12 protein-coding genes are annotated in these 14,376 nt (G+C 60.8%); 11 read left to right on the forward strand and 1 reads right to left on the reverse strand.

The genetic code is table 11. From position 1 onward, the window contains the following. Window positions 1–130 precede the first annotated feature (130 nt). The gene (locus tag AB6724_RS03005) at window positions 131–2,467 is read right to left on the reverse strand and encodes a penicillin-binding protein 1A (protein WP_369337028.1); all 2,337 of its coding nucleotides are present in this window, start codon (window positions 2,465–2,467) and stop codon (window positions 131–133) included. Window positions 2,468–2,818: 351 nt separating this feature from the next. Here AB6724_RS03005 and AB6724_RS03010 point away from each other — a divergent pair, with 351 nt between their 5' ends. The 11 genes from AB6724_RS03010 (at window position 2,819) to AB6724_RS03060 (ending at window position 14,343) form a co-directional block, all read left to right on the forward strand. After that, window positions 2,819–3,898 carry a pilus assembly protein PilM gene (locus AB6724_RS03010; protein ID WP_369337029.1) on the forward strand — a complete coding sequence of 360 codons (1,080 nt, stop codon included), beginning with the start codon at window positions 2,819–2,821 and terminating at the stop codon, window positions 3,896–3,898. Next, entirely contained in the window at window positions 3,895–4,506 is a 612-nt protein-coding gene (locus AB6724_RS03015) for a PilN domain-containing protein (protein ID WP_369337030.1), read from the forward strand. Before AB6724_RS03010 ends, AB6724_RS03015 begins: the two co-directional genes overlap by 4 nt. Beyond that, a complete protein-coding gene (locus AB6724_RS03020) occupies window positions 4,506–5,177 on the forward strand; it encodes a type IV pilus inner membrane component PilO (protein WP_369337031.1) in 672 nt (223 codons plus the stop codon). The genes AB6724_RS03015 and AB6724_RS03020 overlap by 1 nt, the downstream gene beginning before the upstream one ends. Then, on the forward strand, window positions 5,174–5,722 hold the full coding sequence (locus AB6724_RS03025) for a pilus assembly protein PilP (protein WP_369337032.1): 549 nt from the start codon (window positions 5,174–5,176) through the stop codon (window positions 5,720–5,722). Before AB6724_RS03020 ends, AB6724_RS03025 begins: the two co-directional genes overlap by 4 nt. Then, complete coding sequence (locus AB6724_RS03030) at window positions 5,719–7,836, forward strand: type IV pilus secretin PilQ (protein ID WP_369337033.1); 2,118 nt, start codon at window positions 5,719–5,721, stop codon at window positions 7,834–7,836. The genes AB6724_RS03025 and AB6724_RS03030 overlap by 4 nt, the downstream gene beginning before the upstream one ends. Window positions 7,837–7,975: 139 nt before the next feature. Next, entirely contained in the window at window positions 7,976–8,512 is a 537-nt protein-coding gene (locus AB6724_RS03035; protein ID WP_369337034.1) for a shikimate kinase, read from the forward strand. 22 nt (window positions 8,513–8,534) lie between these two features. Continuing rightward, window positions 8,535–9,653 (forward strand): 3-dehydroquinate synthase, encoded by a 1,119-nt coding sequence (gene aroB / locus AB6724_RS03040; protein WP_369337035.1) that lies wholly within the window; start codon window positions 8,535–8,537, stop codon window positions 9,651–9,653. 121 nt (window positions 9,654–9,774) lie between these two features. Then, window positions 9,775–10,953, forward strand: a complete 1,179-nt coding sequence (locus AB6724_RS03045) for a deoxyguanosinetriphosphate triphosphohydrolase (protein WP_369337036.1) — start codon at window positions 9,775–9,777, stop codon at window positions 10,951–10,953. A 166-nt stretch (window positions 10,954–11,119) separates the two neighbouring features. After that, window positions 11,120–11,737, forward strand: coding sequence for a DUF1415 domain-containing protein (locus AB6724_RS03050; protein WP_369337037.1), 618 nt, complete (start codon window positions 11,120–11,122; stop codon window positions 11,735–11,737). Beyond that, a complete protein-coding gene (locus tag AB6724_RS03055; RefSeq protein ID WP_369337038.1) occupies window positions 11,737–12,663 on the forward strand; it encodes a class I SAM-dependent methyltransferase in 927 nt (308 codons plus the stop codon). Before AB6724_RS03050 ends, AB6724_RS03055 begins: the two co-directional genes overlap by 1 nt. A gap of 264 nt (window positions 12,664–12,927) precedes the next feature. Beyond that, window positions 12,928–14,343: an alkaline phosphatase gene (locus AB6724_RS03060; RefSeq protein ID WP_369337039.1), complete on the forward strand. Its 1,416-nt coding sequence runs from the start codon at window positions 12,928–12,930 to the stop codon at window positions 14,341–14,343. Window positions 14,344–14,376 lie beyond the last annotated feature (33 nt).

Consider the following 14,376-nt stretch of genomic DNA (forward strand, 5'->3'; position numbering starts at 1 on the left):
TGAGTCCATTGAAGTCTCCCGACAGTCCTACATGTACGTTGGACTGGCGGGAAATATGGAGAGTTCAACACTGAACGCAGACAGAGCCATAAAAAAAGCCTGCCTTGTTGAGAGGCAGGCTTTTTTGCGCCTAGTTGCGGAACAGGTCCAGGATGCGGCTGCGCTCCTCGGCGGCCGGCGGCGGCGTGGCCCCCGGGCCCGCGGCGGCGTTCGGGTCGCCGCCGGCACTGTCCATGCCCAGGCTGGAGACGCCGCCATTGCGGGCGTTCTCTTCGTAGTACCAGTCGCCGCCGACATTGACCACGCCGGCCGGAGCCTGGACTTCGGCCACGGGCACGCCCTTGAGTGCATGCTGCATGAAGCCGATCCAGATGGGCAGGCTCAGGCCGCCGCCGGTTTCGCGCGAGCCGAGGTTGCGCGGCGTGTCGTAGCCCATCCATGAGATGGCTGTCAGCGACGGCTGAAAGCCCGCGAACCAGGCATCGACCTGATCATTGGTGGTGCCGGTCTTGCCGTAGAGGTCGGGCCGCTTGAGCGTGGCCTGAGCCTTGGCGGCCGTACCCACGCGGGCCACGTCGTTGAGCATGGTGCCCATGATGAAGGCATTGCGTGCGGGAATGACCTGGGGCAGATCGTTGACCGGTGGCGGCGTGAATTCCGACAGGATGCGGCCCTTGTGGTCCGTGACGCGTGCAATCAGCCAGGGGTTGACGCGGTGGCCGCCGTTGGCAAACACCGAGTAGGCGCCGGCCATCTGCAGCGGTGTCACCGAGCCGGCACCCAGAGCCATGGTCAGATAGGCGGGCTGCTTGGCGGCCTCGAAGCCGAAGCGGGTCGCCCATTCCTGGCCGGTCTTGGGGCCTATGGCCTGCAACAGACGGATGGAAATCATGTTCTTGGACTTGTTCAAGCCCGTGCGCATGGTCATGGGGCCGTCGTAGCGGCCGTCGTAGTTCTTGGGCTCCCAGGGCTGGCCGCCGGTGGTCGCGGCACTGAAGAAGATGGGCGCGTCATTGATCATGGTGGCCGGAGAGAAGCCATGCTCCAGCGCAGCCGAGTAAATGATGGGCTTGAAGCTGGAGCCGGGCTGGCGCCAGGCCTGGGTCACATGGTTGAACTTGTTCTTCTCGAAGTCGAAGCCGCCCACCAGGGCGCGGATGGCGCCGGTCTGGGTGGACATGGCGACAAAAGCCCCTTCCACCTCGGGAAGCTGGGTAATCTCCCAGGAGTCCTTGGCATTCTTGATGGCGCGAATCACCGCACCGGGGCGGATCTTGATATTGGGCGGCGCCTTGGGGCTGAGTCCCGACTCGGCGGGCTTGAGGCCGTCGCCGGTGATTTCGAAATGCTCGCCATCGGCACGCGCCGCCACGATCTTGCGCGGCGAGGCATCCAGGACCACGGCGGCGATCACATCGCCGTTGTCGGGATGGTTGGCCAGCACATCGTCGATCGCATCTTCCTGCTCCTGGGCAGTGGCGGGCAGGGTGATGAATTTTTCGGGGCCGCGATATTTCTGACGGCGCTCGTAATTCATGATGCCCTCGCGCAGGGCCTTGTAGGCCGCGTCCTGTTCACCGGCGTTGAGCGTGGTGTAGACATTCAGGCCGCGGCTGTAGGCATCGTTGCCGTATTGGGCAAAAATGAGCTGGCGCGCCATTTCGGCCACGTATTCGGCATGCACCCGCGTCGAGTTGCTGGCAGTGCGCAGCTTGAGCGGCTCCTCGCGCGCCTGCTTGGCCTGCTCGGCCGTGATGAAGCCGTTCTCTTCCATGCGGTCGATGATGTAGAGCTGACGCACACGGGCCCGCTTGGGGTTGCTGATGGGGTTGTAGGCCGAGGGGGCCTTGGGCAGGCCGGCCAGCATGGCCGCCTCGGCCACGGTGATGTCCTTGAGCGGGTGGCCGAAATAGGCTTCGCAGGCCGCCGCGAAGCCATAGGCGCGGTTGCCCAGGAAAATCTGGTTCATGTAGATCTCGAGGATCTGTTCCTTGGTCAGCAGATGCTCGAGCTTGAAGGTCAGCAGGATTTCGTAGATCTTGCGGGTATAGGTCTTTTCCGAAGACAGATACACATTGCGTGCCACCTGCATGGTGATCGTGGAGGCACCCTGGCTCTTGACTTTGCCCAGGTTGGCCAGAGCCGCGCGCAGCATGCCCTTGTAGTCCACCCCGCCATGCTCGAAAAAGCGCGTGTCTTCAATGGCCAGAACCGCATTGGTCATGACCTTGGGAATATCCTGTATCGGTGTCAGCGTGCGGCGCTCCTCGCCGTACTCGCCCAAGAGCGCTCCCTCGCTGGAATAGACGCGCAGCGGCAGCTTGGGCCGGTAGTCCGCGAGTTCCGACACATCCGGCAGATTGGGATAGGCCATGGCCAGGGCCACGGCGACCGCAAGCAGCGCGGCCAGCGCGCCTGCGACGGCGAGACCAAACAACCAGAAGATGGAGCGCAACAGCCAGTGCATGCGTTTTTGAGGAGCGGGAGAGCCAGGCTGCGGGGCCTGGTAGCTTGAATGTTCTGATGGCGGCATTTCGCAGTACGTGCAAAGGGTAGGGCATTATAGAAATGCCCCAAAAAGCAGGTATGGGGGCCCGGACTGTGCCGAGCTGGCGGTCCATCCTAAAGCACAGGGTTAGCACTGTTGGAAGGATGGATGAAGACAGGCTCGCATTTGATAGTACGCAAATTTGTCTTTTTTTGACCACGGAGCGTGGTGAAACTGCCTGCAGCAAAGGACTGGCTGCTATAGCTTGCTGCTAGCATTCCCGGGTACTGTGGGCTTTTGTTTCTGTTCTTACAAATCAAGGGGGGCACGTTGATTGCTCTGAGTTCCTTATTCAGCCGTCAGCCTGCGCCTTTGCTTGGCATTGATGTCAGCTCATCCAGCGTGAAACTGGTGGAGCTGGGCAAAAGCAATACCGGTGAGTGGCAGCTGGAGCGCTGCGCCATCGAGCCGCTTGAAAAAGGCTGGATCACCGACGGCAACATCGAAAAATTCGATGAAGTCGCGGAAGCCGTGCGGCGTCTCGTAAAGAAAAGCGGCACACGCACCAAGAATGTGGCCATGGCGCTGCCCGCGGCGGCCGTGATCACCAAGAGGATTTCATTGCCTGCAGGCTTAAGTGAGCAGGAGATGGAAGTTCAGGTGGAGTCCGAGGCCAATCAATACATTCCGTTCTCCCTCGATGAGGTGAGTCTGGACTTCTGCGTGGTCGGCCCCTCGGCAGTTTCCTCCGGGGATGTCGATGTGCTGATCGCAGCCTCGCGCAAGGAAAAAGTACAGGACCGCCAGGGGCTGGCGGAGGCCGCAGGTCTCAAGCCCGTGGTGGTCGATATCGAGCCCTATGCGGCACGCATGGCGGCAACGCGGCTGGTGTCCCGTCTGCCCAACGATGGGCAGGATGCCATCGTGGCCTTGTTCGAGGTGGGGGCCATGACCACCAGCATGCAGGTGCTGCGCAACGAAGAGGTGCTTTATGAGCGGGACCAGGCTTTTGGCGGTGCCCAGCTCACGCAGCTGATCGCCCGCCAGTATGGCTTTTCTCCCGAGGAGGCCGAGGCCAAGAAGCGCAGCGGCGAGCTACCCGACGACTATGGCTCGGGCGTGCTCAAGCCCTTCGTGCAGAGCCTGACTCAGGAGGTGGCGCGCGCACTCCAGTTCTTTTTCACCAGTACTCCCTACAACCGCGTCGATCATATTCTGATGGCCGGAGGCTCTGCCTCTTTGCCGGGCCTGGTCGAGGCAGTGAGCCAGCAGACGGGCTGCGCCTGCAGCCTGGCCAATCCCTTTGATGGCATGGAGATCGGCAGCGGCGTGAGACTGAAAAAGATGGCGCGTGAAGCTCCGTCCTACCTGACCTCCTGCGGCCTGGCAATGCGGAGGTTCACGGCGTGATATCGATCAATCTATTGCCGCATCGCGAAGCAGCCAAGAAACGCAGAAAAGAAGCGTTTCAGATCAATATGGTGCTGGCGGCTCTGGGGGGGCTGCTCATCGCCGGTCTGGTCTACTGGTATTTCCAGGTCATGATCGAAGGCCAGCAGGAGAAGAACAATTTGCTGCGCTCCGAGATCAAGGTGCTGGAGGCGCAGATCAAGGAAATCGCAGGCCTGGAAGCGGAAATCACAGCCTTGCGCGCACGCCAGAAGGCCGTGGAAGATCTGCAGTCGGACCGCAATCTGCCAGTGCATATGCTCAATGAGCTGGTGCGCCAGCTGCCCGATGGGGTCTATATCAGCAGCATCAAGCAAGACGGTTTGCTGGTCACCATGCAAGGCACGGCCCAGTCCAATGAACGCATCTCCGAGATGCTGCGCAATCTCACCGAGGGCACGCCGTGGTTCTCCAAGCCCGAGCTCATGGAAATCGTGGCCAAGACGGTGGATGTGACGGCCAAGGATAAACGGCGCGCGGCAGCATTCACGCTGCGCTTCAACCTGGCGCGGGCCAGCGAAGCGGAAAAAAGCCCGGCCTCGGCCACCACTCCAGTGAAGGCGCAGTAATGGCAAAAAAGAAATCTCTGGACATTGATTTCTCTGCGCTGCAGGAAAAGATTCAGCGCCAGTTCCGCAATCTCGATCCCAACGACCCCTCGGTATGGCCGTCGCTGCCCAAGGCGCTTCTCTATTTAGTGGTGGCGCTGGCTGTGGCTGCGGTGCTGTGGTTTGTCATGCTCAAGGACTATGAGGATGAGTTGGAGCAGGAGAGAAACACGGAAGTCACCTTGCGTCAGGACTACCAGCAGAAGCTGGTCAAGGCCGCCAGCCTGGACGCTCTGAAAAAGCAACGCGAGCAGGTGGCGCAATATGTGACGCAGCTGGAAAAGCAGCTGCCCAGCAAGGCCGAGATGGCGGCGCTGCTTTCCGATATCAACCAGGCCGGCCTGGGGCGCAGCCTGCAGTTTGAAGTGTTTCGTCCCGGCGCCATCGTGACCAAGGAATACTATGCCGAACTGCCCATCACCTTGAAGGTGACGGGCCGCTATCACGACATCGGCGCTTTTGCTTCGGATGTGGCATTTCTTTCCCGTATCGTGACCTTGAACAATCTGTCCATTGCTCCAGCGGGCAAGGAGGCCGATATCCTGACCATGGATGCGACGGCGCGTACCTTCCGCTATCTGGATGCCGATGAGATCCAGGCCCAGCGCGCAGCGGCAAAGGGGAAGAAATGAGAAAAACGATGATTCCTCTCGGGCTCATGCTGCTGGCAGGGTTTCTGTTGTCGGGCTGCGCCTCCTCTGACGAGGATGAGCTGCGCAGCTGGATGGCGCAGGAGAGGGCAAATGCCAAGCCGAGGGTCACGCCTCTGGAAGAGCCCAAGCCTTTCAAGCCGCAGGCCTACACGGCGGCAGACGGTATGGAGCCGTTCAATCCGTTGAAGCTAATTCAGGTGCTGCGCAAGGAGTCTGCGCAGGCCAATACCAGTGCCAATTTGCTGGCCCCCGAGCTCAACCGCAGAAAAGAGCCTCTGGAAGCCGAGCCGCTGGATGCTATGACCATGGTGGGCAGCCTGGACAAGAAGGGCGTGCCCACGGCCTTGATCAGGGTTGGGACCTTGCTCTATCAGGTGCGCGTTGGAAATTACCTGGGGCAAAACTACGGAAAAATCACCAAGATCACCGAGAACTCCATCCAACTGCGTGAGATTGTTCAGGATGGCGGGGGGGACTGGATTGAGAGAACAAGCACTTTGGAGTTGCAGGAGGGAAGCAAATGATGGGCAGTAACCACAGCATTCTGGCGAAAGCCCGTTGGGGAGTGGCCCTGAGCGGACTCTTGCTTTGCTCGGCAGCCTGGGCGGAGGCGCGCATCGAAGCCGTGACAGGCACCTTGCAGTCGGGCGCGGAGGTGATTCGGGTCGAGCTGTCCGAGTCTCTGGCTGCCGATCCGACGGGGTTTGTGATCCAGTCTCCTGCGCGGATTGCGCTGGACTTTCCTGGCGTCACCAACGCCTCCGGTAAATCGCTGCTGGATTTCAATCAGGGCAATCTGCGCTCGGCCAATATCGTTGAGGCCTCGGGTCGCTCGCGCATCGTTCTGAATCTGAAAGCCGCGACGACCTATCGCTTGCAGCGGCAGGGCAAGAGCCTGCTGATTCTGCTGGATCCGGCGACTGCGGCGGCTGCGGCCAATGCAGCCGCACCTGCCATGGCGCGTGTGTTCGAGAGCAAATCCACCTCCTCGGATGTGGCGCCGATTCAGAGTGTGGACTTCCGGCGTGGCGTCGATGGCTCGGGGCGCATTGTCGTGAGCCTGAGCAATAGCCAGGTCGGAGTGGATCTACGCCAGGAAGGCAAGGGCTTGACCGTCGATTTCCTGCGCACGGCCCTGCCTGAAAATCTGCGCCGCAAGCTCGATGTGGCGGACTTTGGCACGCCCGTGCAGACCATCGCGACCAGCCAGCAGGGCGATCGCGTACGCATGCGCGTCGAGCCCGTCGGCGACTGGGAGCATAGCGCTTACCAAAGCGACAATCAGTTTGTCTTGGAAGTGCGCCAGAAAAAAGTGGATGCCAGCAAGCTGACGCAGGGTCCAGGCTACAGTGGTGAAAAGCTGTCGCTGAACTTCCAGAATATTGAAGTACGCTCTTTGCTACAGGTGATTGCCGATTTCACGAATTTCAACATCGTGACATCTGACACCGTGACAGGCGCTCTGACCTTGCGCCTCAAGGATGTGCCCTGGGATCAGGCCTTGCAGATCATCATGGATGCCAAGGGCCTGGGCATGCGCAAATCCGGCACCGTGCTCTGGATTGCGCCCAAGGACGAGATCGACGCGCGCACCAAGCGCGACTATGAAGCAGCTATGGAAATCCAGAAGCTGGAGCCGCTGCGAACTCAAGGCTTTCAGCTGAACTATGCCAAGGCGGCTGACATACTGCAGCAGATCACGACATCGTCTGGTGGTGCGGGTGGTACCGGGGCGAGCACACGCTTTCTGTCCTTGCGCGGTTCGGCGATTTCCGAGCCGCGGACCAATCAGCTGTTTGTAACGGACACGCCCACAAAACTCGAGGAGATGAAGGCCTTGCTGGCCACGCTGGATGTACCGGTACGTCAGGTGATGATCGAGGCCCGAATTGTGGAAGCTCGCGATACCTTTGGTAAGTCATTAGGGGTGAAATTTGGTGGCGGAGCGATAGGAAGTAATAGATCCCTAACCACGGGTATCGCCAATCAGACCGCAATCACGGACGGTTCAGGTAAACTGCAGACCGATTTTTCCAAGAATTTTGTGAATCTGCCTGCCAGTGTTTCAGGTATCAACACAGTCGGTCAGGTCGCCTTTTCGGTATTCAATAGCTCCATGACTCGTTTTCTGTCGCTGGAGCTATCTGCTCTGGAGGCCGAAGGTGATGGCAAGATCATCTCCAATCCGCGTCTGGTAACTGCCGATCAGAACAAGGCCTTGATCGAGCAGGGTACGGAGTACCCTTACTCCGTCACGGCCCCGAACGGCGCCACAACGATTTCTTTCAAGAAAGCGGTGCTGAAGCTGGAAGTCACGCCGCAGATCACACCAGAGGGAGACATCATCCTGGATCTGGATGTGAACAAGGACAGCCGCGGCGAGACAACGACCCAGGGCGTGGCCATTGATACCAAGCACATCAAGACTCAGGTGTTGGTCGAAAACGGCGGAACCGTGGTGATTGGTGGTATCTTTGAAATGGAAGAAACCAATCAGGTCAACAAGGTTCCGCTCTTCGGCGATCTGCCGGTGCTGGGGCATCTATTCCGCAATACCACCAAGGCATCGACCAAGCGTGAAATGCTGGTGTTCATCACTCCCAAGATGCTCAACCAGGTACGCAGTGCGAGCAAATAAATAGCGTAGCTAGCTCTTTGTCGCTATTCCGGGCAAGGCCTGCATGATGATTTGTGCAGGCCTTTTTTGCGCTCGGTACTGCAAGACTGCGACAATTGCCGATTTGGTGTCGGATGCAGGCGTATCGCTTGATGATGCAATGAACTTGGTGACGAATTCGCATATCGCTCTGGTCGGCCTGCCCGGCAGTGGCAAGTCGACCATAGGTCGCTATCTGTCCAGGCGCTGGTCCATGCCGTTTGTCGATGTGGATGTGGCGATTGAAGAGCAGATCAAATGCACTATTCGCGAGTTCTTTGTCAGAGAGGGGGAGGCAAGCTTTCGCGAGGTGGAGCAGGAGGTGCTGGCCCGCTTGTTGGCCAGCTCCCGGAAAATGGTGATTGCCACCGGCGGCGGTGCGGTGCTCAAGCCCGAGAATCGAGCCCGGTTGGCAGAGCATGCCCAGGTGATCTATCTGAGCGCTTCGCCTCATGAGATTGCCCGGCGCTTGCAGCGCGACACTCAGCGGCCGCTGCTGCAGGTAGACAACCCCTTGCAGCGCCTTTTGGATCTGCATGCGGTCCGAGACCCCTTGTACCGGGATGTGGCGGACTTTGTGGTGGCCGGCGCGGGTCTGTCGGCGGTTCAGGTTGCGCAGCGCGTGGCCATGCAGGTGGAATTGGGAAATCAGTCCTAGTCTTGAAGACCCTGGGCATTTGATGCCGCGCATTTTGAAAAGGAAATTTGTGGAAACCGTGCAGATTGATTTGGGCGAGCGCAGCTACCCCATCGTGATTGCTCAGGATTTGTTGGCGCAAGGCCAAACCTGGCAGGCCCTGCCCAAGGCCGCCGCGGCGCTGATCGTGACCAATGAGGTGGTGGCGCCGCTCTATCTTTCCGCATTCAAGCAGGCCTTGGGCAACAAATACGCGCAGGTCCATGAGGTGGTGCTGCCCGATGGGGAAGCGCACAAGGACTGGCAGACGCTGAACCTGATTTTTGACGGCCTGCTCAGCCACGGCTGTGACCGCAAGACTGTGCTGTTTGCCTTGGGCGGAGGTGTGGTCGGCGACATGACGGGGTTTGCGGCCGCCAGCTATATGCGCGGCGTGCCTTTTGTGCAGGTGCCGACCACGCTGCTGTCCCAGGTGGATTCCTCGGTAGGCGGCAAGACCGCCATCAACCATCCTCTGGGCAAGAACATGATAGGCGCGTTCTACCAGCCCCAGTTGGTGGTCTGCGACCTGGCCACGCTGGATACCTTGCCGGCGCGCGAGCTCAGCGCTGGCCTGGCCGAAGTCATCAAATACGGGCCGATTGCGGACATGGAGTTTTTCTCCTGGCTTGAGCACAACATGGCTGCCCTGCTGCAGCGTGATCGCACTGCACTCATCCATGCGGTCAAGCGCAGCGTGGAGATCAAGGCTTGGGTCGTGGGCCAGGATGAAAAGGAAGCGGGCCTGCGCGCAATCCTCAATTTCGGCCACACCTTCGGCCATGCGATGGAGGCCGGCATGGGCTATGGCAACTGGCTGCACGGCGAAGGCGTGGCTGCGGGCATGGTGATGGCTGCCGAGCTTTCCAGGCGTCTCGGCATGGTGGATGAGAGCTTTGTCCTGCGTTTGCGCAAGCTCATAGAGCAGGCAGGCCTGCCGGTGCGCGGTGCCGTGATCGATGCGCAGGACAATGCCGGCCGCTATCTGGAATTGATGTGCATCGATAAAAAATCCGAAGCCGGGGAAATCCGCTTTGTGCTGATCGATGGCCCCGGCAAGGCCGTGGTGCGCTCGGCGCCGGATGCGCTGGTGCGCGAGGTCATAGACAGCTGCTGCGCTTGAAGCGGGTATACATCGGCTGGTTCGTGTCCGGCCGCGCCGGCTGAGGAGATTGCGGGGATGCAGGCCTGAACTAGGGCCGAGCTGTTAGAGTGGTTCTCGTTGAGTTGTCGAGAGCGACCGAATGCAGAACCTGGCCTCTTATGCCTGCAATCCCCTGCAAAGCCGCGGGCGCCGCTTTGACGAGCCGGCCGCGCCCACGCGCAGCGAGTTTCAGCGCGACCGCGACCGCATCGTCCATTCCTCGGCCTTCAGGCGGCTGGTCTACAAGACCCAGGTCTTTGTGAATCACGAAGGCGATTTGTTTCGCACGCGGCTCACGCATTCGCTGGAAGTGGCGCAACTGGGCCGCTCTATCGCCCGCTCCCTGGGTCTGGATGAGGACTTGGTCGAGGCCATCAGCCTGGCTCATGATCTGGGGCATACGCCTTTCGGCCATGCGGGGCAGGACGCGCTCAATGAGTGCATGCGGCCGCATGGCGGCTTCGAGCACAATCTGCAGAGCCTGCGTGTGGTCGACAGGCTGGAAGAGCGCTATCCGGCCTTTGACGGCCTCAATCTCAGCTTCGAAACACGCGAAGGCATTCTCAAGCACTGCTCTCTTGCCAATGCTCGGCAACTGGAGGAGCGCGAGCCCGGTGGCGTGGCGCAGCGTTTTCTCGATGGCACCCAGGCTTCGCTGGAGGCCCAGCTCTGCAATCTGGCCGACGCGATAGCCTATAACGCACATGACGTGGATGACGGCGTGCGCTCCGGCCTGATCACCATGGCCCAGCTGTGCGACGCAGTGCCCTTGTTTGCCCATTACTACGAAGCCACTCTGGCCGACTGGCCCCTCCTGACCTTGCCCGAGGAGCAGCGCAAGCTGCTCTATGAGAGCATACGCCGCATGCTCAGCGACCAGGTCTATGACGTGATCGACAGCTCGCGCGCGCAGCTGCAGATGGCGGGCGTGCGCTCGGTGCAGGAGGTGCGCGCCTGCGGCAAGGTGTTGATAGTCTTCAGCGCAGAGATGAAGGCCAGGTCCCTGGTGCTCAAGCAATTCCTGTTCAAGCAGCTTTACCGCCATGGTCAGGTCATGCAGACCATGGACAGCGCGCAGCAGGTGGTGCGCGACCTGTTTGCGGCCTATATGGTGGAGCCCGAGCGCATGAAGCCGCGCTTTGTGCAGCGTGCGCGGGAAGCCGATGGCGTCAGCGCAAGAGCGCGCGTGGTGGCCGACTTTATCGCCGGCATGACCGATCGTTACGCCGCGCGCGAGCATGAGCGTATTACGGGTCTGCGCCTGCTGGGAGCGGCCTGAAGCTGCTCGGAGGAGGGTGGTTTAGCCGGTACTCAAGCAGCGCCCAGGCTGGCTCGCTAGAATGCTGGACCTGTGTGCCAGTGCCGGATTTTTCCCGCCCAGTGCGCAATCTCTGGGGGATAAGAACCTGTTCTTAGCCCCCGTTTGCATTTAGGAGGGCCTTGTCATGACCGAAACCACCACCACCGCCGACCAGGGCTTTCCCCCCGATGTCGTGATTGATGACACCGTGCGCTGGCTGGAGAAGGCGGTGATCGGGCTCAATCTGTGTCCTTTCGCCAAGGGCGTGCATGTCAAGGGCCAGATCCATTACGTGGTCAGCGCAGCCACGGACGCCGAGGGCGTGGCCGAAGACCTGTACCGCGAGCTTGAGGCTCTGGCCGAGGCCAGTGCGGAAAAGCGCGACACCACGCTCCTGATCCTGCCCCATGCGCTGCAGGACTTTCTGGATTTCAACGATTTCCTCGAGGTCGCCGATGCCATGGTCGAGGAGCTGGATCTGGGCGGCATTCTGCAGGTGGCGTCCTTCCATCCGCAGTTCCAGTTCGAAGGCACGGATGTGAACGACGTGACCAACTGCACGAATCGCTCGCCCTATCCCACGCTGCATCTGCTGCGCGAGGACAGCATAGACAAGGCCGTGGAGGTCTTTCCCGAGGCCGAGTCGATTTACGAGCGCAATATGGAAACGCTGGAAAAAATCGGCATCGAGGGCTGGCTGGACCTGGACGTGGGCCCGCGCTGCCCCGTTACCGGCCACGCTGCGGTCAAGGCGGGCAGCTGATGGCCAGGCTGGACAAGAAGCCGGGCGGCAAGGCCGCTGCGGCAGCGCAGGATATTGCCGCGCAGCTGGAACTCAAGCCAGGCCAGAGCATAGAGCTGCTCAAGGCCCTGCATATCCTCACGCGCGAAGGCAAGCTCAATCAGGATTCGCGCCGCAAGCTCAAGCAGGTCTACCACCTCTACCAGTTCATAGAGCCGCTGCTGGCCGAGCTGTCCAAGGATGGGCATGCCGTCACCCTGGCCGACCATGGTGCGGGCAAGTCCTATCTGGGCTTCATCCTCTACGACCTGTATTTCAAGACCTTGGGGCATGGCCGGATCTACGGCATCGAGACACGCGCGCCGCTGGTGGAAAGCTCGCAGAAGCTGGCTGCGGAGCTGGGTTTCGAGCGCATGGAGTTTCTCAATATGTCGGTGGCCGAGTCCACCCGTGCGGACTTCATGCCCGGCCAGTTCGACGTGGTCACGGCCCTGCATGCCTGCGATACCGCCACCGACGATGCCATCGCCTTCGGCCTGGAGAAAAAAGCCAAGGCCATGGTGCTCGTGCCCTGCTGCCAGGCCGAGGTGGCGGCCTGCCTGCGCCAGACCAAGGCGCTGAGCCTGTCGCGCACGCCGCTGGCCGAGCTCTGGCGCCATCCCATCCATACGCGCGAGATGGGCAGCCAGATCACCAATGTGCTGCGCTGCCTGTATCTGGAGGCCTGCGGCTACCAGGTCACGGTGACGGAGCTGGTGGGCTGGGAGCACAGCATGAAGAACGAGCTCATCGTGGCCCGCTACACCGGCCACAAGAAGCGCAGCGCAGACCAGCGCCTGCGCCAGCTGCTGGCCGAGTTCGGCATCGCCTCGCTGCAGGCCAGCCGCTTTCCCATGCTGCCGGCGGAAGCGCAAAAAAATGAGCTGCCTGCGCCTGCAGATCAATGATTTGATATTGATTTCGTGCTGATATGCAGGCCTGGCCTGCGCTAGCAGCTCTGCTTTGATAGGCCCTGCCAAGCTTGATTGCGGCAGGGCTTTTTTCATGCCGGCAAGGCCAGGGCGTGCAGCAGTTGGCGCCCGGCGGTGCTCGATCTGTCATGCAGCAGTCATGGCGCTGACACGTTGGTTTTTTACAGTGCCTCCATCAATCTAACGGGAGGCATGTTGCATATGGGATGCGGCAGACCCCCGATCTATGAGGGAATCCGCATGAAGCAGAAATTGTTGTGCAGTGCACTGGCTGGCGTCCTGTTGTCGCTCAGTGCCTGCGGTGGCAGCGACAGCCCGTCCACGAGCGCGGCGCCGACCAAGAACGTGCTGTTCTTCCTGGGCGACGGCATGGGCATGACAACCATGACTGCGGCGCGCATCTACAGCGTGGGCGAGGACGGCGAGCTGACCATGGACCAGCTGCCCGAGACGGCCTTTGTCCATACTTTCTCGAACGACGCCCAGGTGACCGACAGCGCGCCTTCCATGGCCGCCTATATGACCGGCGTGAAGATGAACAACGAAGTCATCTCCATGACGGCCGCGACCAAGGCTACGGACGCCAACGGCAAGCCCTACCAGGTCAACTATGACAGCACCTGCCCGACCTCCAACGGCCAGGCCGTGCCCACGCTGCTGGAGCAGATGAAGGCCGCGGGCTATGGCACGGGCGTGGTCTCCACCGCACGCATCACCCATGCCACGCCGGCCACGACCTATTCGCATGTCTGCCACCGCGATGCCGAGAACACCATTGCCGCGGCCCTGGTGCCTGGCGGCTCCGGCTACAACGCCAAGCTTGGCGACGGCGTGGATGTGGTCTTCGGCGGCGGCTCCAGCTATTTCACGCCCAAGGAAGACGGCGGCAAGCGCAACGACAAGCGCAATCTGATCGCCGAATTCAAGACGCAGAAGTACAGCTTCGCCGCCAACAAGGCCGATTTCGACAAGCTGCCCGTGGACGGCAGCAAGATCGCCGGCCTGTTCACCAAGGACCATATGGCTTACGACCTGGATCGCGATGCATCCAAGGAACCCAGCCTGGCCGAAATGACGGGCAAGGCCATCGATGCGCTCACGGCCAAGAAGAAGGGCTTTTTCCTGATGGTCGAAGGCGGCCGCATCGACCACGCGCTGCATGCCACCAACGCCCGTCGCGCACTGCAGGACACCGTGGCCTTCGACAACGCCATCAAGGCGGCATTGGCCAAGATGCAGAAGGTCGATCCGGGCCTGAAGAACACGCTGATCGTCGTTACCGCCGACCACGACCACACGCTCAACCTCAACGGCTATGCCCAGCGCACGGGCAAGACCGAGTCCGGCAAGCCCGGCATCCTGGGTCTGGTCAAGGACTATGTGACGGGCCAGCCTTCCAAGGACGTGGACGGCAACCCCTACACCATCATCGGCTTCGGTAACGGCCCCAAGCGCCTGGCCACACGCGGCTCCATCGACAGCTCCACGCTGGAGAGCCCCGACTATCTGCAGGAAGCCGTGGTGCCGCTGGCCTCCGAAACCCATGGTGGTGCCGACGTGTTCCTGGGTGCCCAGGGCCTGGGAGCCGAAAACTTCTCCGGTGTGATCGACAACACCGAAGTCTTCAGCCTGATCAAGAAGAGCATCGGCCTGTGATGCCGCGCCTTGTCAAGACCGCATCCAAGGAAT

This window comes from Comamonas guangdongensis (genome assembly GCF_041079535.1).
Lineage (GTDB): Bacteria > Pseudomonadota > Gammaproteobacteria > Burkholderiales > Burkholderiaceae_C > Comamonas > Comamonas guangdongensis.